The following is a 19,895-nucleotide window of genomic DNA, read 5'->3' as shown; positions in this document are numbered from 1 at the left end:
TGATAATCATTCACCTTGGGAGTGCAGTAAACCTGCATTTCCCTCAAGTGGGTTAGCGCTCTTCCTGTTCTGTTTCCTGCTTTGATCCATTTTCTCCTGCAACACAGGCCTCAAATTCGTGTCTGAATTTATCAAGGTAACTGCGAACAGGCATGGTGCAGGCGGCCGACAGGACACAAACCGTCTTCATTTCTATATTGTCACAGAGTTCCCGGAGCAACTCCACGTCGGAAAGCCTTCCTTTTCCGGCAACAATTTTGTTGATGATCTTCAACATCCAACCCAGTCCTTCACGGCAGGGAGTACACTGTCCGCAGGATTCATGGTGGTAAAAATAGATCAGGTTCTGCACGAGTTTGACCATGTCAACGGTTTCATCAAGGACGACGATACCACCGGAGCCGAACATTGTTTTGTGCTCAGCCATTGATTCATAGTCAAGGGTTACTGTTTTTGCCTCTTCGGGAGTCAGTACCGGAGTGGAACTGCCACCGGGAATGATACCTTTGAGTTTTCGACCCTTCCAGACCCCTCCCGCTACCTTGTCGATAACTTCCAGAAGCGGCAGCCCGAGAGGGAGTTCGTACATGCCTGGTTTTTCCACATGTCCGGAGATACCGAAAAGATGGGTGCCTGGACTTTTTTCCGTGCCGTATTTCCTATAGGCATCAGCTCCATTTTCAATAATGAATGGCAGAGAGGCTATACTCTGAACATTGTTAATAATTGTCGGGCTGTCATACAGTCCGGCAACCGCTGGGAAAGGCGGTTTGGAGCGTGGCTGGCCTTTTTTGCCCTCAATAGATTCGAGGAGTGCTGTTTCTTCACCGCAGACATAAGCACCTGCACCACGGTGGACGGTGACATTCAGCTTGAAATCATGACCGGCTACCTTATCTCCGAGATACCCCGCATCATAAGCCTCATCAATGGCCGCCTGGAGTACCTTGACCTGGGTTGTGTATTCACCGCGGATATAAATATAGGTATCATGGGAACCGATGGCGTAGCTGCAGATGATAATACCCTCAATCAGCATATGGGGGTCACGCACAAGAATATAGCGGTCCTTGAAAGTTGCCGGTTCCGATTCATCTGAGTTTACTGCCAGGTAGACAGGTTTACCTGTATCTTTCGGAAGAAAGCCCCATTTCACACCGGCGGGAAACCCGGCTCCGCCACGTCCCTGAGTCCGCTGTCTCTCACCTCGGCTATAACTTCTTCCGGTTTCATGGAGAAGAGTTTGTCAAGGGTAGCATAGGCGCCATGCTGCTTTGCAACTTCAAGCCTGTTGGCGTCCTTCATATCGAACTTGGCACTGAGTATTTTCACTTCCATATCTGTTCGCTCACATTGTGTCTGAAAATCAGTTCCCGCACGGTGCTGATTATGCCGGAAGGGCGATTCTCATTCTTCTTTATGGCTTCAATCAAGCCCTGCCAGCAGTGCTTTCAGCTTGTCCACATCCATCTCCTCATGGAATTCACCGTTGATCTGGACAACAGGGGCCGTGCCGCAGTGGCCCAGACACTCAACTTCTTCGAGGCTGAATCTGCCGTCTTCACTAATCTGACCCGGCTCAATACCAATTTCGTCCCTGAGGTAATCAACTATCGCCTGCTTGTCTCGCAGCCAGCAGGATAATGTCCGGCAGACGCAGATGTGATACTTGCCCATGGGTTGAAGGTGGTACATCGTATAAAACGTTGCACATTCAAAGACCTTGCTGGCAAAGGTGCCAATCCTGTCGGCTATATAGGCTATAGCCTCCGCACTGATCCAGCCTTCCTGCTCCTGGGTCAGCCAGAGGGCCGGAAGAATCATGGATTCCCGTGTCGGGTAGCGTTTGACGAGACGCTCGAATTCGGCATCTCTTTTGCTGTCGAACTGGAATGGTTTTCCTGTAGATATCAGTTGTGAACGGTCACTCATCTGTCCAACTCCCCGCCGATAATATTGATGCTTCCCAGGTTGATAACTGCATCGGCAATCATGTTCCCTTCGATCATTTTATGGAATCCGCCCATTATATAAAAACAGGGAGGGCGAACTTTCAGTTTGTAAGGTTGACCTGAACCGTCGGAGACAAAATGAAAACCCAGTTCCCCGTTTGCCGCTTCAAAGGAATCATACCATTCTCCAGATGGTGTTTTGACACCCTCGAAGATCAATTTGAAATGATTCGCCAGTCCTTCAATATTATTGTAGACAGCGTTCTTGGGTGGGAGAACTACCTGTGAATTCTGTATGAAGACCGGGCCCTTGGGGATGGACTTCATTGCCTGGCGGATAATGCTGATGCTCTGAAACATTTCCTCGAAACGGATCATTACCCGGTCGTAGATATCCCCTTGCTGCCCACGGGAACTTCAAAGTCGAAGGATTCGTAGTTGTAGTACGGCGCATCCTTTCTCAGGTCAAAGGGGATCCCGCTTGCTCTCAGGGTCGGGCCGGTAAAACCGTAGGAAAGGGCAGTTTCTGCAGGAAGAATGCAGACATCCTGAGTCCGGTCGTGGACAATCCTGTTGGTTTCTATAAGGGCCAGGGAATCACCGATACCCTTTTCAATGTCACGCAGCTGGAGTTCCAGGTCGGTTTCCCATCCTTCATAAAAATCCCGGTACATACCGCCGATGCGGGTAAAGGAGCTGGTCAGCCTGGCTCCGGTGAGGCGGCTGATGAAATCATAAGCCGCTTCCTTTTCATTATAGAGGTACCAGTAGTTTGTCAGTCCACCCATATCAACCAGATTTGCCGCTATGCACACCAGATGGTCAAGGACCCGGTAGAATTCGGTCAGGATAACGCGCATGAACTGAGCACGTTCAGTAATCTCTACTCCCAGCCACGATTCAACCGCCTTGACATAGGCGATATTGTTCATCATGGAGGAACAGTAGTTCAACCTGTCGGTCAGAGGGACTATCTGGTTGTAGGTACGGTTTTCTGCCGTTTTCTCAAATCCCCTGTGCAGATAGCCTATCTCGTTGACATTGGCCATGACCGTTTCCCCGTCCAGCGCGGTGAGAATCCGGATGGCACCATGGGTGGCGGGGTGGGATGGGCCCAGGTTCAGAAACATGATTTCGGTATTGATATCCTTCATGGTGGATTCTTCAATACCGTTTTCGGCAAGTCTCGCCCTGATTTCTTTTTCCAGTCTATCACTTTCAGTGCAGATCTGGCCTTTTCCTATGTCGTAATCCTTGCGCAGTGGATGACCCTTGAACTGCCAGTGGTTGAGAATGCGCCTCAGGTCCGGATGATTTTGGAAAGTAATACCATACTGGTCCCAGGTTTCCCGTTCACCCCAGTTTGCCGAACCCCAGAGGTGAGTTGCGGAAGTGACTCCCTTTTCCGGATCTTCCACCGGACAGCGCACCTGAACAAGAAAATTGTCCTGCCAGTTGCGCAGGGTGTAGACTACAGCAAAGCGTGTCCGGTCTGGCCCAGGATAGTCTTTATAATCAATTCCGGTAACATCGAGAAGGAGGCCACAGTTCAATGCGGGATCAGTCTTCAGTGTGGAAAGTGTGTTTTCCAGCCTGTCCGGCTCCACGTCAATCACCACAGTATCCAGAACACTTTTGCAGGTCGCGTCCGGAAATGCGGCTTGAAATTTTTCTAACGCCGTCGCACTCATATCAGTCGAGAATCCCTTTAAAGTCTTTATGGCGGTCTTTCAGAACACTTTCGCCTTTAATCTGGTCCTGGATCTTCATCAACCCATCCAGAATTGCTTCAGGTCGTGGCGGGCAGCCGGAGATATACACGTCGACTGGAATCACCGTATCAATTCCCTGAACTGTGCAGTAATTGTCGTAAATGCCCCCGGAGCTTGCGCAGGCACCAATGGCCATTACCCATTTGGGTTCTGCAATCTGTTCGTAGATTCTTTTCAGAATCGGAGCCTGTTTATAGCTGATAGTTCCGCAGACAAGCATGAGATCCGCCTGCCTTGGTGAGAACCTGACGACCTCCGCACCGTACCTGGAGATGTCATGCTGGCTTGCCGCCGCACTCATAAATTCAATTGCACAGCAGGCTGTTCCAAAAACGAATGGCCACAGGGAATACTGTCTGCCCCAGTTGACTATTTCATCAAGCTTGGTAGTGATAACCGTGTCGCCGAGATTTGCTTCCAATCCTAACGCCAATTGAGCACCCCTTTCTTTAAGATATAGATGAGTCCGGTAAGCAGAAGCAGCATGAAGACAACCATTTCAGTAAAACCGAACCACCCGAGTTCCCGGACGGATACAGCCCATGGATACATAAATACCGCTTCAATATCGAAGATCAGGAAGAGAATTGCCAGCAGGTAAAACTTGACGCTGAACTTCTGGTCGGCCCCGCCGATCATGGACCCGATACCGCTTTCGTAGGCTTCGTTTTTTACTTTTCCTTTGGAACGGGGTCCAAGAACTGCAGTGAGGACCATCATGACAGGGACAAGAACAGCAATCCCGATCAGAGCTGTTGCCGAAAGAACAAGTTCAGTTGACATCTGTTTTTCTCCTGCCGGTGTATAAAAATTTACTTCCCAAGCCGGGAAGCCTGATAGACATGTGTATTTTGAAAATTCCCGTGAACTGCACTCAAAAAATGAACATTCATTCATTAACAGGCAGTATTAATCTGTGTCAAGAAAATATTTTTCCTGCCCTGTCAGTGGGTTACGGGCTGCGTCTCTGGTTTATATTGTGCAAATCCAGCTTGAAAGGTGTGCTTTTTGTGCCCTGTATCTTTTGAATTGTCCTTCTTGTGCCAGGTTTTGTCTGGACCAGATCAGTTCAATGCAGTTGTCCATGGCACTGTTTATATCTGAATTATAGTGAGTTATGTCTGGATGATTTTCAATGATGTTCTCTGTACAGTATCTGACGCATAAGAAAAATACGCACAACACGCATACGATAAGTTGGGCGCGGCGACGATGTTCGCTCCATCAATCGGTTTGGATTGAGTTGGTTCTCCTTATTAAGCTCCGCCTTAAATACCGTTATTTCAATGAGATATGTGAGAATGAATAGGTATTCATTTGCCTGATTGTAATGTTCAGGTAAAGTTATATGAAGGTTGTTGTGGATCAGTCAACTGTTGATCGGTTGGCCAGTTGTTGCAAAAGCCTGCCTTTTTAATGATTGATCACCGGTACTTTTTAATTCGTACCTGGGTTTCTGCTGAGAGGGTCAGTTTCAGAAAAAGTTCCAGTTCGTCATATACGATTTGGGGAATGTCCAGCCGCTGGTGTCTGCGTAAAATGGATTTTGTGGCAAGGACGGCTGCCGGGGGTTGTTCGGCAATGGACAGGGCATATTCCATAGCCTTCGATAGAGAGCAGCCTTTTTCCGTGATGGTGTTGACCAGTCCAAATTTCAAAGCTTCATCCGCGGAGAAAAATCTGCCTGTCAGGAGCAGTTCATTTGCCGCTTTTACTCCTGCAGTTCTTGGTAGAAGTGCAGATGAGCCACCCTCGGGGCAGACGCCGAGGTTTACAAAGGGGAGACGGAAACGAGTATCCGTTGAGGCAACGGCAAGGTCGCAATGGAGAAGGAAGGTCGTTCCTATACCGACTGCCACCCCTTCAACTGCAGCAATGAGTGGTTTTTTCAGGGTAGTCACAGCATCGAAAAGGGACTGGACTGCTTCCATGACCTTTCCGGCCCTGTCCCCGACTAGATCGGCGAGGTCGTTTCCGGCAGTAAATTTTCCTCCAGCTCCAGTAATAACGATGCAATTGCACTCACTGGAGTCATCGGCGGTTTTCAGTGCATAAATTATGTCATTGTATGTCTGGAGGCGGATGGCGTTGAGTTTTTCCGGTCGATTGAGGGTGAGCAGTCCTATCCTGTTTTCCGTAGTGAGGAGTACGTCCGAAGCAACAGTTTTATCTTTACTCATGGTGGAATTTTGGAATATTTTTACCTGAATCGGCCTTGAAATGAAAAAGAAACAAGCCCGTCAGTGTGAAAACCGGCAGGCTTGTTATTACAGTAGAAAAAAACAGAATGTTACCAGCCAAGCGTCAGGTAGTCATGGATTGAGTTGGCGGCATCCCTGCCGGCGCCCATAGCCAGAATAACTGTTGCGGCACCGGTGACGATATCCCCGCCGGCCCAGACTGCCTTCTTTGTGGTTTTGCCGGTGGACGGGTCGGTGACCACATTGCCCCACTTGTTCAGTTTCATATCTGGGGTTTCGCTTGTCAGCAGCGGATTGGCTCCTGAGCCGACGGCGACAATACAGAGGTCACAGTCAACTGTGAATTCAGAACCCACTATGGCAACAGGGCGGCGTCTGCCGGAATCATCAGGTTCGCCGAGCTCCATACGGAGACATTCCATACCCACCAGACGGCCGTTTTCATCGCCGAGATATTTGGTCGGATTGGTGAGCAGAAAAAGCTCAATACCCTCTTCTTCGGCATGATGGATTTCAGCTTTTCTGGCAGGCATTTCATCCCGGGAGCGGCGATAGACAATTTTAACACTGTCGGCGCCCAGTCGCATGGCGGTTCTGGCCGAGTCCATGGCGACATTACCGGCACCGAGGACAACAACATTTTTGCCTTTCGGGATGGGGGTGTCGACTTCGGGGTACTTGTAAGCCTTCATCAGGTTGGCCCGGGTCAGGTACTCATTTGCTGAAAGAATACCTACAAGGTTTTCCCCCGGGATATTCATAAAACGTGGCAGCCCGGCACCAACGCCGACATAGATAGCATCAAATCCCTGTTCGAAGAGCTCATCTAAAGAGACAGTTCTGCCCACTACGGCATTGCACTCAACCTTGACGCCCTGTCTTTCAAGAAAATGAACTTCCTGGGCAACAATGTCCTTTGGTAGTCTGAATTCGGGAATCCCGTAGACAAGAACACCGCCGGGTTTATGAAAGGCTTCGAAAATTGTCACATCGTGGCCTTTGGTTATAAGGTCACCTGCAACTGTCAGGCCGGATGGGCCGGCTCCGACAACGGCAACTTTCTTGCCTGTGGGTTCGGCCTTGGGGGCAGTTCACCAGTGCCGTGTTCTCTTTCATAATCTGCACAAAAACGTTCAAGATTTCCGATGGCAACGGGTTCACCCTTGCGGCCGACAATACATTTCCCTTCACATTGAATCTCCTGGGGGCAGACGCGGCCGCATACCGCGGGCAGGGCGTTTTTAGTCCAGAGATTGCGGATGGCTCCGGTCATATCGCCATGGGCAATAAGATCGATAAAGCCTGGAATATCAACGCCGACCGGGCAGCCTTGAACACAGCCCGGCTTTCTGCACTGCAGGCACCGTGAGGCTTCTTCCTGGGCCATTTTCATGGTGTAGCCCGTGGGTACTTCAAGGAAATTACGTGCCCTTACTTTGGGGTCCTGCTCGGGCATTGCCACTCTTGGGGTTTTTGTTTTTTTTGCTGCTTTTTCTGCCATAATGTCCTCCGTAGAAATCGTATCCACGTTTTCAAAATCTAAAAAGAGTCAGCCGGAATGTTGAGTTTTCCCGTTCAGGCTTTTCCTGTCAACTGGAAAATCCCGGCTGGACGCTGATAAAAACGAGTTCTGCCCTTATTATTCGGCATCACGAATTGTGCAGTAATCCTGATGGCATTTCTGCTCTTCTTCCTTGTAGGCATTCAGCCGGAGCATGAGTTCATCGTAATCTACTTTGTGTCCGTCAAATTCAGGGCCGTCTACGCAGGCAAATTTTGTTTCGCCACCGATGGTAACTCTGCAGCCACCGCACATTCCGGTACCGTCAACCATGATCGGGTTCAGGCTGACAAGGGTTTCCACGTTGTACTCTTTCGTGATATTTGAAACAGCTTTCATCATCGGTACTGGACCAATGGCGACAACCAGCTTTACATCGCCTTCATCAAGGATTTCCTTCATGACATCGGTGACAAAACCGTGATGGCCATAAGAGCCGTCATCTGTACAGACCCGAAGATCATGGGAGGCAGCTCGCATCTGGTCTTCAATGATAAGCAGGTCTTTGGTGCGGGCTCCGATAATACAGGTAACATCATTGCCGATTTCCTTGAGGCCGCGGGTGATGGGGTGGAGGACGGCAACACCGGTTCCACCGCCGACACAGATAACCTTGCCAACCTTTTCAAGATGGGTGGCCTTGCCGAGAGGACCTATTACGTCCTGGAAGCTGTCTCCGACCTGGAGTTCCTTGAACAGGGCAGTCGACTTTCCGACTACCATATAAATAATGGTGATAGTTCCCTTTTCCGGATCAGTCTCAGCCATTGTCAGCGGGATTCGTTCCCCTTCTTCGTTGGCCTTGAGAATGACAAATTGACCGGGTTTGGCCTTTTTGGCAATTAGCGGTGCCTCTATTTCATTGAGGATCACTGTACCCTTTGACATTTCCTCTCGTTTCACAATTTTAAACATTTTTCCCTCCGCAGTGAAAAACCATTGAATTATATAGGTAAAAAAATTGTGTTTCGATAAATTTTCTATGGTAAGTAAGCACAAAGTCATTATTAAATCAACCTCTATATGTGGACGATGGAAATGATTCAGTGAAAGTTATCTTTTTGTAATTCTGATAAAAACGAAACTCTGCTGTGGGCAAAATGTGCCAGATATGCAGTTTAGTTGCCTGTAGCTATGATTTTCCAGTTATTTTTATTTATTTGAATGTTGTCGGCAGTTATTTTGACTGAATTGCACAATTAATCCACAGTGCTCATGAGAAATGCGGGATAGGGATTGAGGGGAGTAATGGAGAGATGGGGCGAAGATTGAAACAGCTGCTGGCCAGCCAGTTTTCACCGGAAGAATTGCAGCTGCTGGTGGGTGGATATGATCTCGTGGGAGATATCGCCATTGTAATCATTCCGGAATCTCTTGACGTTAAAGAAAGGGAAATTGCAGAAGCGATACTTGCCGACAACAATAGAATCAGGGTAGTGGCCAAACGTTCTGCCCATTACAGTGGAGAATTTCGAACCCTGCCTGTAAAAATTATCGCAGGGGAGAATCGTCTGGAAACAGAAGTCATAGAGTTTGGCATCCGGCTTCGCCTGAATATTGAACAGGTCTATTTTTCCATCAGAAGTGGAGGCGAGAGAAGGCGTATTGCCTCCCTTGTTCGTTCCGGGGAAAATGTGCTGGTTCTTTTTTCCGGAATTGCGCCATATCCATTGATGATTTCCAGGTACAGCAGGGCCGGGGAAATTGTGGCAGTGGAAAAAAATCCAATTGCCCATCATTATGCTGAAATAAATGTGAAGTTGAATAAAAGGGAGAATAGTATAAAACTGATCCATGGGGATGTTGAGGATATTGTACCTGCGTTTTCCCGCCGTTTTGACAGACTGGTCATGGTGTACCCAAAAGGTGGAGAACAGTTTCTGTATACGGCGCTTGGTGCGTTGAAACCGGGAGGAACCCTGCATTTTTATGATATGCAACATCTCGATAGTCTGGAACTGTCCCTTGAAAAAGTGAGGAATGTCTGCAAAAAAAGAGGACAGAGTCTGCTGGATTTTTCATTTACCCTCTGCGGACATTGCGCACCGCGTACCCACAGGATCTGTGTTGATTGCCGGATAAAATAGTTTTAAAAGGACAAGTAATCAAGGCCGGGCCCGAAACCTGAAGCCATTACGGATTCAGGAGAAAAGAAAAAAAGGAGTAGATATGCACGTCTCATTTTATGGAGCAACACGGGAAGTCACAGGATCGTTTCACACGCTAACCACGGAGAGTGATACGATTCTCCTGGATTGCGGTATGTTTCAGGGAAAAAGAAAAGAAGCGGAGATAAAAAACCGGGCTCTGCCTGTCAATCCGAAGGTTTTGACCAATGCTGTGTTGTCCCACGCCCATATTGATCATTCGGGACGCCTGCCCCTGTTAACCAGTGACGGTTTTAACGGCAGGATCTTCTGTACCAGAGCAACCGCCCATGCCTGTGAATATCTGTTGAAGGATTCTGCGAAGATTCAGGAAGGTGATGCTTCATATCTCAACTATAAAACGGCCAAACATTTTCTTGGTAAGCTGAAAACAGGAAACGGTAGAAAAAAAGTGTCAAAGGAGGAGCTGAAGGAGATCAAGTCACTGCTGAAGTCCGGCGGACACAGGTTGAAGACGGATGCTATCGAAGCACTTCTCAAAAAGCATCAGCTGGAGATCATTGAACCGATTTACACCATGGAAGAGGCCGAGGAAGCCCTGGATTATTTCAATGGTGTTCCCTATAAAGATACGGTCACTGTGGGAAAAGATCTGACCTGTACTTTTTATGAGGCGGGACATATACTCGGCTCTGCCATGTCAGTACTGCAGTATAAAAACGGTTCATCCACAAAAACAGTTTTGTACAGCGGGGATCTTGGTCGTTTTGATAAACCGATTATCGAGGATCCAACACTCGAGTTTGCTCAGGAACATTGCGATATTGACCTGATGATCATGGAATCCACTTATGGTGACAGGCTTCATGATCCCGTGGTTAACATGAAACCTCTTTTAAAAGAAGTACTCAAAGAAACATTTGCCCGGGGTGGTTCCGTTATTATCCCCAGTTTTTCATATGGTCGTACCCAGGAACTCATCTATTTCCTTCATGAGCTTTATTTGAAAAAGGAAGTGCCTCCCATGCCGGTTTATGTGGACAGTCCCCTGGCAACACACATCACTCATGTTTTCGGTGAACACCCGGAGACGTTCGACAAGGAGACGCATCAGGTTTTTCTTGAGCGCGGTATCAATCCGTTCAGTTTTGAGCAGTTGAAATTCGTACAGACAGTTGAGGAATCGATGGCCCTGAACCGGGATACCCGCTCCCATATTGTTCTGGCCGGTTCCGGAATGTGCGAGGGTGGGCGTATCCTGCATCATCTCAGGCATAAGATTCATGATAGTCGCAATACGGTACTCATCGTTGGTTATATGGGTGAAAATACTTTTGGTCGCCATCTTCAGAGAAAGGGAGAGGAGTTCGAGGCATCGGGCCGCCAGGGAAAACCACCTGTGGTGCGCTTTTACAATAAAGAATATCCTCTTAATGCCCATGTGGTAACTCTCGGCGGATTCAGTGCCCATGGGGACAGGAATGAACTGCTTCGCGTGCTGAAAGACTCCAACCTGCGCATCAAAAAAATCGCTCTGGTTCATGGTGAAGAAGAGCAGTCACTGGCTTTTGCCGAGCATCTCAGGAAAGAAAAATTCAATGTAGTCGTGCCCCATCACGGGCAGAGCGTGCTTGTTTGAAGCCTGAACCAGTAACAAAACTCGAGTTGCTGGCCCCGGCCGGCAACCTGCAGTCGGGTATCGCTGCCATTGATCATGGTGCCGATGCGGTCTATATTGGCGGGCCTGAATTTGGTGCCCGCCGGGGAGCGGGCAACAGTCCTGATGACATTGAAAAACTGGTGGCCCATGCCCACCAGTTTTACGCCAGGGTTTATGTGGCGCTCAATACGCTTCTCAATGACAGGGAATTGGAGCGGGCAGTGGTCCTTGCCCACCGGTTTTATGACATGGGTGTGGACGCTCTTATTATCCAGGATACAGGTCTGCTCGAAGCGGATCTGCCACCCATTCCCCTCCACGCCTCCACCCAGATGAACAACCGGACTGTTGAAAAAGTGGTCTTTCTGGAAAAGGTTGGTTTTCGCCAGGTGGTGCTCGCCCGGGAGCTGAGTCTTGGACAGATTCGGAAGATCCGTGAAAAAACCACAGTTCCTCTGGAATTTTTTGTCCATGGAGCTCTGTGTGTTTCTTATAGTGGTCAGTGTTATATCAGTGAAGTCATGACGGGGCGAAGCGCCAACCGTGGCGAATGTGCCCAGTTCTGCCGGCACCGTTTCACCTTGACAGACCTGGAGGGCAGGGTGCTGGCAAGAGACCGCTATCTTCTTTCCCTGAAAGATTTAGATCTTTCCCTGCGCCTGGAAGAGCTGGTAGATGCCGGTGTCACATCGTTTAAGATTGAAGGTCGGCTCAAAGATGAAAATTATGTAAAAAATGTAACCGCATTTTACCGGCAGAAACTCGATGACATCCTTGAAAAAAAAGCGGGTTTCAGTAGGTCTTCCACCGGTTCGTGTGAGTTTTCATTTGTTCCTGATACCTCAAAATCATTTAACAGGGGACAGACCAGTTACTTTCTCGATGGGGGAAAAAAACGTCCTGGATCAATTAACAGCCCCAAGTCACGGGGAAGTTATGTCGGGTCCGTGAGCCATATTGTTGGAGCTGGCTTTGTACTGAAGGATGGTGCCGCCATTCACAATGGTGACGGGCTCTGTTATTTCTCCTCTACCGGTGTTCTGAAAGGAATAAAAGTTAACAGGGTTTCGGGAGAAAGGATTTATCCCCATCTTGGAATTCCGTCGGATCTGGCCCGCGGTATGAAAATATACAGGAATGCTGATCAGGTTTTCGCAAGAGAGCTGGGTCGGAGCAGTGGGTGCCGGAAAATAGCCGTAGATCTGTTTCTCAGTGAAATAAACAGGGGGCTTTCCCTCGCAATAGTTGATGAAGACGGGGTTCAGTCTCTGACGGAAAACTGTCTGGAAAAAGAGTCGGCCAGGAGCCCTTCAGCGGTGCATACGATTGCTGAAAAGCAGTTGCGCAAATCAGGAGAGACTGTTTTTAAGGTAAAAAAAGTTGTGGTTAAACTTGATTCTTCGATTCATTTGCCAGTGTCAGCCTTGAACAGGTTACGCAGGGATGGCTTGGCAGCACATCTCATTGTCAGGTTGGAGCAATACCGCCAGGAAAAATCGAAGATTGTTTCAAACAGTTTTCCGTGGATCAAAAAAAATAAAATAAACTACCTTGATAATATCACAAACAGAAAAGCGCAGGAATTTTACCATCGACATGGAGCAGAAAAAGCTGTTTTTCCTTCATATTTTCAGCCAGATCGTGGTGCTGTTTTAATGAAAACGAAATACTGCATCAGGGCTCAATTGGGAATCTGTTCCGGGAAGCACGAAAAAGAACCTCTGATTTTGACAGATAATATTGGAGAATATCAGGTTTTCTTTGACTGTGAGAACTGTGAAATGGTGGTGAAATTACGTCATAATTAGTCCTATACATTTTGATTTCGATATGAAATAATACTTAATAATGATTTTCATAGTCACTTATTGTGATTATATCTGAACATTTCACTGCTGCCGCAGTTGGGATTTTCCTTTGGTTCAGTCTTGCTGGTTATTGGGTATTCATATCGATGTATAAAGATCATACTTCACAAAAAGTCATTGATGATAAGGTTTCCCGTGAACTGGTTTCTCTTCTGTTTGCCGGAGGATTCAGGGCCAATGTTTTTGTTTTTATCGGTGCTCCTTTATTTTCCCTGCTGCTGAAGTCGTTTATTCCGATAGTTATAGTATTTTCCTGGGTAGTTTTGATGGTTTTTCTTGCCGCGTTAAGGTTATTTCTCTGTCAGTCATACAGCAGGAAGGAAGAAGCGGGGTATTCCAGTGTAACATTGGAAAAAGCATATCGGGTTATGACCACGCTGATTGGGGTGGGCTGGGGATTGCTGGCTCTGATGCCTGGTATTTTCAGTAATATATTCCCCCAGGTGATGATTTTTTTCATCATGATGGGAGTTCTTTATATTGCCATTATTGTTCTGGCAATGAGTCGTCTTCTGCTGTTTCTCTATATAACTCCCTTTCCTGTCCTGCTCAGCTATGCTCTTTTCAGGGCGTCACATCCCTGGGCTGTTCATTTTTCAAGTCTGTCATTTATTTTCTGGGGAATTATGATTTGGCTGGGATGGCAGCAGCATAAATCTCTAGTCAGGAACCTGGTTCTTCAGTTCACCAATGAGTTACTTATCAGGCAGCTTCAGGTGTCTATCGAAAATGAGAAATCTGTAAACAGGGCCAAAAGGGAGTTCCTTGCAAATATGAGTCATGAGATCAGAACTCCCATGAATGGCATTATCGGTATGACGGAGCTTGTTTTGGAAACTCCGCTTGATCCGGTCCAGCTGCAGTACCTGGAAAACGTGAAAAAATCGGCAGACAGTCTGTTGGGGCTGCTGAATGATATACTTGATTTCTCTAAAATTGAAGCCGGCCAGCTGGTCCTGGAGTCCAAGACATTCAATTTGCCTGCCATGCTGGATCATGTGGGATCAATGATGCATTATGTGGCTGAGAAAAAGGGGCTCAGGCTGGTTATGCCTTCCTCTGTTTCAGGTCTTCCGCCTTTTATTGTGGGCGATGAGCTGAGGCTGAGACAGGTATTGACCAATCTGATCAGCAATGGTCTGAAATTTACTCCCGAAGGTTCTGTCGAGGTGGCTGTTGCTGCGGAGGAGATAACAGGCAAAGAGGTGATGCTGCATTTTACGGTGATGGACAGTGGTATCGGGATTCCTAGGGCCAAAAGAGATGTCATTTTTGCAAGCTTCAGTCAGGCGGATTCCACAACGGCCAGGAAATATGGAGGCACCGGTCTTGGTCTTGCCATTTCCAGACAGCTCGTGGAACTGATGGGAGGTTCGATCTGGTTTGAAGATAATGACAATGGAGGGACGAAATTTCATTTTACGGTAGTCTGCGGTCTTGGAGAAGAACCGGTTGAGGAACCGACGGAAATGATTCCGATGGAAATTGATCATCTTTCTGTTCTCCTGGTGGATGATAATGTGGTTAATCGAGATCTGGCCATGATTTTTCTGCAGCGGCATGGTCATCAGGTGACAGTTGCTGAGAATGGTCTGGAAGCATTGAAAAAAATTGTGGAAGAGGATTATGATCTCATTTTTATGGATGTGCAGATGCCTGTGATGGACGGATTGACCGCATGCAAGGTGATTCGAAAAGGTGAAGAAGGTGACTGCCCGGAAGGATTTGCACTGCCGGCCGGGTTGAAAGAAAAACTGTCTCATCTGCATGGAAAACATTTACCCATTGTAGCCATGACCGCCAATGCCATGAAAGGTGATCGGGAAAAATGTCTTGCAGCGGGAATGGACAGTTACCTGACCAAGCCGTTTCGACGGGAAGAGATTCTTCAGGTTCTGGGAAAAATCTCTCAGAAATTTGCATTGACCGACAAGATAACCGATAATGGATCAAACCGGGAAAAAGAAAATATTGATAAACCGGCATGGCTGGACTCAACGGCTCAACCACAAAAGAGTAAAGAAAATCCGACTGCGGCAGAAATACCTCCCGAGGTGGAATTCCCAGATAAACCGGTTGAAAAAATAACAAAGAGAGTTCGTGATCATTTGAGTACGACCTACAGGCTTGAGGATGCCGAAATAGAAATCTTTCTCCAGTCCAGCCGTAAAAGTGTGGCTGAAAATCTGGAAAAGGCTGGAACATGTGGGAAAAATGGAGATTTTACCGGTATGAAGGCCGTGGTTCACAGTGTCAAGGGTAGTCTTTTAAATCTTGGTCTGAGTGAATTTGCTGAAAGGGCACAGGTCATCGAGTTGGAACTGGAAGCAGGGGGAGTGTCAACCTGTCAGAAACAGTTGAATGGGCTGAGACACGCTTTATCAGATTTTCTCCTGGAAAATGATAATGGAGAACAGGAGTCCGGTAATGGGTAACTTACAATGGAGTAATCTATACAGTGTCGGTATAAAACTCATTGATCAACAGCACAAGCGGCTGTTTGCAATCATGAATGTACTGGTTGAGGCCAGGGAAAACGGGTTGCGGAAAGAAAAGATAGAGAAAATTCTTGCGGATATTCTTGATTATACACAATATCATTTTTCTTCGGAGGAGAAGTTTTTTAAAATTCATCCGGACTATGAAAAGCACTGTAAAGTTCATAAGGGATTTGTGCAGAAAGCTGTGGAAATCAGTGAATCCTATAGTCGGAGCCGGGGAGATATCTCGGAAGAAATTCTGGATTTTCTTGTAAATTGGTTAAAAAGTCATGTTCTTCATACCGATGTTATTTTTTTTCGGGAGCTCGGTTATTTCCGATATGAAAACGAGGAAGAGTCGGTAAAGGAAACCGGGGAGCTGGGATCAAAAATCAAAGTGCTGATTGTTGATGATACAGCCGATCAGCGTATGCTGCTGAGGATGATACTGGAACGGGAAAATTATGATGTTCTGGAGGCTGAGAACGGAATAGATGCCTTGCAGATATGTGACAGACATTCCGATATTCGCTTTATGGTAACGGATCTGCAGATGCCGGGAATGGATGGTTTCGAGCTGATACGAAAAATCCGGGAAGAGCAGATTCATTATATGTATATCATTGTTGTCACGGTGATTGATGAAAAGGCGAGTGTCATTAAGGCCCTGTCAAAGGGGCAAATGATTTTCTCACAAAACCGGTTCTCCCGGAAGAACTGACATTGCGGCTTCAGGGCGGACTGCAACTGCTTCGCCTTGAAACACAGGACGAACTGATCTTCTCCATGGCGAAACTGGCAGACTATCGCAGTGAAGAGACGGGTCTTCATCTGGATCGGGTCAGGGAATATACCTTGATTCTCGGTCATTACCTTTCTGTTCATCATCCGGAGATGGGCGTTACCGCCCCTATGGCAAACGAGATTTCCCGGGTGAGTCCCCTTCATGATATCGGTAAGGTGGGGATTGCTGATAATATTTTGAAAAAACCGGGAAAATATACTCCTGAAGAGTTTGAGATCATGAAAGATCATACGAAGATCGGGGGAAATCTGATCAGCGATATCTATATGAAAACCAATTCGGTTGCCATGCGACTTGCCTTCGAAATAGCCATGTATCACCATGAACATTGGGATGGTAACGGTTATCCTGCCGGGCTTGCCGGTAACGGTATTCCTGTTGCCGCAAGGATTATGGCTCTTGCCGATGTTTACGATGCCCTGACCACCGAGCGGGTCTATAAAAAGGCTTTTGAACACGAAAAGGCAAAGGCAATAATTCTTGAAGGGAGAGCGGGGCATTTTGATCCCGGATTGTGGATGGATTTCTTGCTCTTGAAGAAAAATTTATTGAACTGAAAAATCTATTACGGGATTAAACAAACTGTTGTTCAGGAAAACACCCCAACAGTGCCCGGTTTCGCCTTCACTTGACGGAGGTGTCGTGGGTACAAGAAGGAAGACTTGGTCGCAGACAGATAAGTGAAGCTTTACTGCCGGACACTGCTGAAGAGTTTTTCTTTTTTTCACTTTTCGTTTTAAAAATGATCACACCCGATTCTGAGTAATTGGTCACTTACGATTCTTTTAATATGGAGGTCAGTCCAGCAGGAGTGGCTGGTTTTCGTTCAGTTGACAGAGTTTTTGCAGAACCGGATACGGTTTTTCTTCCAGGAAATCATCAAAAGTTTCGACTCCAAATATATATTTATCGTAAAAATTCTGGAGTATTTCCCTGTTATTCGACCTGCAGAAATCAAAACGGATTTTTCTGAATTCATGGAGATGGTCCCTGTCGGAACGATAATGACCATAACAACTTCCTGGTGTCGAACCGAAAGGCTGATCAACAACGGTATCAACTACCGAACTGGAGATTTCAGTAAGGTTCGGAAAGTTACTGAAACTCGAATCCGGAATAATCTGTTCTGTGGTTATAATTGTGTTTGCTGCAGCTCCTGCGATCTCAGGGCAGTTAAACAGATTCCCGAAGATCCTGCTGTTCCCACGTTTGTCACTTGCCTGGACATGGACAATACTTAAATCAGGGTGGCAGGCGGGAACAAGGCGGACCGTTTTTTTGGTGAAGGGGCATTTAATTGTTTTTTCAGAGTTATTTCTTTCAGGCTCAGAATTATCCCTGTTTCCGACCGGCATGAAAGAAACGCCCATGGCTGCCGCCCTGAATCCTGCCGTCATGTTGCCGGGAGGAGTCTTGTCAAGCCGGATCATGCCCCTGTCAGACAGGTACCTTAACAGTGGTATATCATCATTTTCATCATTTGCTTCATTTTCGTAACGGCCCAGCTTAATCCGTTTGATTGACAGGTGGTTGGAGTTCAGGATCATCGCCCCCGCAAGCAGTTCGGCGCAAATGGAACCGGATTGTTCAATGAGAGTAATACTTCGTGCTCCATGGCGGATGATTTCATGCGTTGCCGCTACGGGGATGCGGGTGTCAATAAAACCACCTAAACCGATGCTGATGTTGTCTTTCAGGTATCGGTTTATCGCTTCTTTCAAACTTGTACGCTTATCTGTGTGGTTCATATTCTGTTATACATAATCGGAAATGGTGTATATCCGTGATAATTGCAGAAACCTGTATGCAACAGGCGACAGTGTAAAAAAAGAACGGGGCTATGTAAATCGGTGGAAAACGTAAAAAATCTGGTGGTAAAAAGTACAGTCGGTGCAGGGTGAAAATGTCACAGGGTGTAGGCAGATTACCTACAGGGGGGTGTTATGCGGTCGGTTGTTCTCTTACAGTTCGCCTTTTTCCAACCAGCGAACGGCGGAATGTATCAGATCTGTTGCATTTTGCAAGTCAAGTTTATTCTTTATCCGTTCCCTGTAGGTGCCAATAGTTTTCACGCCCAGGTCGAGATGGTCGGCAATATCCCTTGTTGTCATTCCTTTCCCCAGCAGCCTGAATACATCAAGTTCCCTGTGGGTAAGGCGGTCAATGGGGGATTCGGAGGAGTCTTTCGGATGGTTGAGATATCTATCGAGAACCTTGGCCATAAACCGGGCGGAAGCATATTTTTCTCCCCTGTGAATTGTATGTATGGCCTTGATTATCGATTCGGAGGTTTCTTCTTTCATAATATACCCCTTGCTCCCGCACGAAAAGCTCGTTCCGCATATAGTGCTTCATCGTGCATGGATAACACAAGAATTGGAAGATCGGGATAATCACGGTGAAGTTCAGAGATCAGTTCGATACCGTTACGACCTTTGAGGGTAATATCAACAATAACCATATCAGGCTGTACCTGTTCAATCACCCGCAAGGCGGTGGTTGTCGAATCAGCATCTCCGCAGACCTGCAGGTTTTTTTCCGTTTCAATCAGTTCCTTCAGGCCGGCGCGGAAAACAGGGTGATCTTCCACTATGACTACTCTGGTCATATCTCTTCCTCGTATATTGTCAAATTATCATTGAGTGTAATAATTACCCGGGTACCGCCTTTATCCATTGTCGCATAAGAGAGTTCCGCGCCGATCCGTTCGGCCCGATAGCGCATGATTTTCAGTCCCATTCCATCGGTTTCGGTTATATCGCGGATTCCGATGCCGTCATCTGTGATGGTGATCAATACACCGTCTTCACTCTGTTCCTGTTTTATCTCAACAGTATTACCCCGGGCATGGCGGACACTGTTAGAGACAGCTTCCTGAACGATAAGGAAAAGATGGATGCTGTCCCTGCTGTCTTGAAAATCGAGATCTCCAGTTCGTTTATAAGTGCAAACCAGACCATAAACCTCTTCAGTATGGGTTACAAGTTCTTCAATCGCAGCTTCAAATCCCCGATTTACCAGAAAAACGGGACTCAGTCCCCGTGCCATACTCCGTGATTTTCTTATGGCGTCTTTGATGAGTTTTCGAATTTTTTCTGTTGTTTCCACTGCTTCAGGAAAGTTTTCCTCCAATTTCTTCTGGAGAATTTTGACCATGACCTCCGTTCCTATGAGGTGTGGACAGAGGTCGTCATGGATATCCTGGCCCACCTTTCGTCTTTCATTTTCTCCTATGTCGAGAATTCGTTCCTGCAGACTCTGTCGCTCGGTGATGTCTTCCACCACCGCAAGAATACAGGTGTCACCCCAGAGTGTAATGAGATCGGCTGAGACGAGACCCTGTTTTTTTTCATCATCTCTTGTGTGAAAAGCGATTGCCCGTTCCCTGATCTGTTTTTTTTCCGTAAGTTCCCGGAGCAGATTGAGGATATCTTTGGGGAATCAAAAATCGGCAATTCAGCAAGGGGATGGTCAAAAAGGGCTCTTTG

At 47.1% G+C, this 19,895-nt stretch carries 17 protein-coding genes and 2 pseudogenes; 6 read left to right on the top strand and 13 right to left on the bottom strand.

The window, feature by feature from the left end; genetic code table 11:
- Positions 1-52 precede the first annotated feature (52 nt).
- The 9 genes and pseudogenes from nuoF to LO777_RS16310 all read right to left on the bottom strand — a co-directional run bounded on the left by nuoF (position 53) and on the right by LO777_RS16310 (position 8,401).
- On the bottom strand, positions 53-1,156 hold the full coding sequence (gene nuoF, locus LO777_RS16350) for an NADH-quinone oxidoreductase subunit NuoF (protein ID WP_228854917.1): 1,104 nt from the start codon (positions 1,154-1,156) through the stop codon (positions 53-55).
- The gene (locus LO777_RS16345; protein ID WP_228854916.1) at positions 1,153-1,338 is read right to left on the bottom strand and encodes a hypothetical protein; all 186 of its coding nucleotides are present in this window, start codon (positions 1,336-1,338) and stop codon (positions 1,153-1,155) included. The genes nuoF and LO777_RS16345 overlap by 4 nt, the downstream gene beginning before the upstream one ends.
- A gap of 87 nt (positions 1,339-1,425) precedes the next feature.
- Positions 1,426-1,932, bottom strand: a complete 507-nt coding sequence (locus LO777_RS16340) for an NADH-quinone oxidoreductase subunit NuoE family protein (protein WP_228854915.1) — start codon at positions 1,930-1,932, stop codon at positions 1,426-1,428.
- Positions 1,929-3,643: pseudogene (locus tag LO777_RS16335) on the bottom strand (NADH-quinone oxidoreductase subunit D). The gene LO777_RS16340 and the pseudogene LO777_RS16335 overlap by 4 nt, the downstream one beginning before the upstream one ends.
- 1 nt (position 3,644) lies before the next feature.
- The gene (locus tag LO777_RS16330; RefSeq protein ID WP_228854914.1) at positions 3,645-4,157 is read right to left on the bottom strand and encodes an NADH-quinone oxidoreductase subunit B; all 513 of its coding nucleotides are present in this window, start codon (positions 4,155-4,157) and stop codon (positions 3,645-3,647) included.
- Complete coding sequence (ndhC, locus tag LO777_RS16325; RefSeq protein WP_228854913.1) at positions 4,148-4,507, bottom strand: NADH-quinone oxidoreductase subunit A; 360 nt, start codon at positions 4,505-4,507, stop codon at positions 4,148-4,150. The genes LO777_RS16330 and ndhC overlap by 10 nt, the downstream gene beginning before the upstream one ends.
- A gap of 641 nt (positions 4,508-5,148) precedes the next feature.
- The gene (locus LO777_RS16320; protein ID WP_228854912.1) at positions 5,149-5,904 is read right to left on the bottom strand and encodes an enoyl-CoA hydratase/isomerase family protein; all 756 of its coding nucleotides are present in this window, start codon (positions 5,902-5,904) and stop codon (positions 5,149-5,151) included.
- A gap of 110 nt (positions 5,905-6,014) precedes the next feature.
- Positions 6,015-7,426 (bottom strand): annotated as a pseudogene (gene gltA / locus LO777_RS16315) (NADPH-dependent glutamate synthase).
- Between the two features lie 138 nt (positions 7,427-7,564).
- Complete coding sequence (locus LO777_RS16310; protein ID WP_228854911.1) at positions 7,565-8,401, bottom strand: sulfide/dihydroorotate dehydrogenase-like FAD/NAD-binding protein; 837 nt, start codon at positions 8,399-8,401, stop codon at positions 7,565-7,567.
- Positions 8,402-8,742: 341 nt separating this feature from the next.
- Here LO777_RS16310 and LO777_RS16305 point away from each other — a divergent pair, with 341 nt between their 5' ends.
- The 6 genes from LO777_RS16305 to LO777_RS16280 all read left to right on the top strand — a co-directional run bounded on the left by LO777_RS16305 (position 8,743) and on the right by LO777_RS16280 (position 16,964).
- The gene (locus tag LO777_RS16305) at positions 8,743-9,573 is read left to right on the top strand and encodes a class I SAM-dependent methyltransferase (RefSeq protein WP_228854910.1); all 831 of its coding nucleotides are present in this window, start codon (positions 8,743-8,745) and stop codon (positions 9,571-9,573) included.
- A gap of 82 nt (positions 9,574-9,655) precedes the next feature.
- Complete coding sequence (locus LO777_RS16300; protein ID WP_228854909.1) at positions 9,656-11,233, top strand: MBL fold metallo-hydrolase RNA specificity domain-containing protein; 1,578 nt, start codon at positions 9,656-9,658, stop codon at positions 11,231-11,233.
- A complete protein-coding gene (locus LO777_RS16295; RefSeq protein WP_228854908.1) occupies positions 11,230-13,062 on the top strand; it encodes a peptidase U32 family protein in 1,833 nt (610 codons plus the stop codon). The genes LO777_RS16300 and LO777_RS16295 overlap by 4 nt, the downstream gene beginning before the upstream one ends.
- Before the next feature lie 146 nt (positions 13,063-13,208).
- Positions 13,209-15,557, top strand: a complete 2,349-nt coding sequence (locus tag LO777_RS16290) for an ATP-binding protein (protein WP_228854907.1) — start codon at positions 13,209-13,211, stop codon at positions 15,555-15,557.
- On the top strand, positions 15,550-16,323 hold the full coding sequence (locus LO777_RS16285; RefSeq protein ID WP_228854906.1) for a bacteriohemerythrin: 774 nt from the start codon (positions 15,550-15,552) through the stop codon (positions 16,321-16,323). Before LO777_RS16290 ends, LO777_RS16285 begins: the two co-directional genes overlap by 8 nt.
- 2 nt (positions 16,324-16,325) lie before the next feature.
- Positions 16,326-16,964: an HD-GYP domain-containing protein gene (locus tag LO777_RS16280; protein ID WP_228854905.1), complete on the top strand. Its 639-nt coding sequence runs from the start codon at positions 16,326-16,328 to the stop codon at positions 16,962-16,964.
- Between the two features lie 240 nt (positions 16,965-17,204).
- Here LO777_RS16280 and LO777_RS16275 read toward each other — a convergent pair whose 3' ends face one another.
- The 4 genes from LO777_RS16275 to LO777_RS16260 form a co-directional block, all read right to left on the bottom strand.
- Positions 17,205-18,155 carry a CoA transferase subunit A gene (locus tag LO777_RS16275; protein WP_228854904.1) on the bottom strand — a complete coding sequence of 317 codons (951 nt, stop codon included), beginning with the start codon at positions 18,153-18,155 and terminating at the stop codon, positions 17,205-17,207.
- Positions 18,156-18,368: 213 nt separating this feature from the next.
- Positions 18,369-18,710 carry a LuxR C-terminal-related transcriptional regulator gene (locus LO777_RS16270; protein ID WP_228854903.1) on the bottom strand — a complete coding sequence of 114 codons (342 nt, stop codon included), beginning with the start codon at positions 18,708-18,710 and terminating at the stop codon, positions 18,369-18,371.
- Positions 18,707-19,015: a response regulator gene (locus tag LO777_RS16265; protein WP_228854902.1), complete on the bottom strand. Its 309-nt coding sequence runs from the start codon at positions 19,013-19,015 to the stop codon at positions 18,707-18,709. Before LO777_RS16265 ends, LO777_RS16270 begins: the two co-directional genes overlap by 4 nt.
- On the bottom strand, positions 19,012-19,692 hold the full coding sequence (locus LO777_RS16260; RefSeq protein WP_228854901.1) for a sensor histidine kinase: 681 nt from the start codon (positions 19,690-19,692) through the stop codon (positions 19,012-19,014). Before LO777_RS16260 ends, LO777_RS16265 begins: the two co-directional genes overlap by 4 nt.
- Positions 19,693-19,895 lie beyond the last annotated feature (203 nt).

This window comes from Desulfomarina profundi (genome assembly GCF_019703855.1).
Lineage (GTDB): Bacteria > Desulfobacterota > Desulfobulbia > Desulfobulbales > Desulfocapsaceae > Desulfomarina > Desulfomarina profundi.
Note: the sequence above shows the minus strand (reverse complement) of the source record. Positions and strands in the feature narration are given on the sequence as shown.

Excerpts from the sequence above, each read along its gene's own strand:
- LO777_RS16345 (WP_228854916.1), bottom strand. The coding sequence starts at position 1,338 with ATGGAAGTGAAAATACTCAGTGCCAAGTTCGATATGAAGGACGCCAAC.
- LO777_RS16340 (WP_228854915.1), bottom strand. The coding sequence starts at position 1,932 with ATGAGTGACCGTTCACAACTGATATCTACAGGAAAACCATTCCAGTTC.
- ndhC (WP_228854913.1), bottom strand. The coding sequence starts at position 4,507 with ATGTCAACTGAACTTGTTCTTTCGGCAACAGCTCTGATCGGGATTGCT.
- LO777_RS16320 (WP_228854912.1), bottom strand. The coding sequence starts at position 5,904 with ATGAGTAAAGATAAAACTGTTGCTTCGGACGTACTCCTCACTACGGAA.
- LO777_RS16310 (WP_228854911.1), bottom strand. The coding sequence starts at position 8,401 with ATGTTTAAAATTGTGAAACGAGAGGAAATGTCAAAGGGTACAGTGATC.
- LO777_RS16305 (WP_228854910.1), top strand. The coding sequence starts at position 8,743 with ATGGGGCGAAGATTGAAACAGCTGCTGGCCAGCCAGTTTTCACCGGAA.
- LO777_RS16300 (WP_228854909.1), top strand. The coding sequence starts at position 9,656 with ATGCACGTCTCATTTTATGGAGCAACACGGGAAGTCACAGGATCGTTT.
- LO777_RS16290 (WP_228854907.1), top strand. The coding sequence starts at position 13,209 with ATGTATAAAGATCATACTTCACAAAAAGTCATTGATGATAAGGTTTCC.
- LO777_RS16285 (WP_228854906.1), top strand. The coding sequence starts at position 15,550 with ATGGGTAACTTACAATGGAGTAATCTATACAGTGTCGGTATAAAACTC.
- LO777_RS16275 (WP_228854904.1), bottom strand. The coding sequence starts at position 18,155 with ATGAACCACACAGATAAGCGTACAAGTTTGAAAGAAGCGATAAACCGA.
- LO777_RS16270 (WP_228854903.1), bottom strand. The coding sequence starts at position 18,710 with ATGAAAGAAGAAACCTCCGAATCGATAATCAAGGCCATACATACAATT.
- LO777_RS16265 (WP_228854902.1), bottom strand. The coding sequence starts at position 19,015 with ATGACCAGAGTAGTCATAGTGGAAGATCACCCTGTTTTCCGCGCCGGC.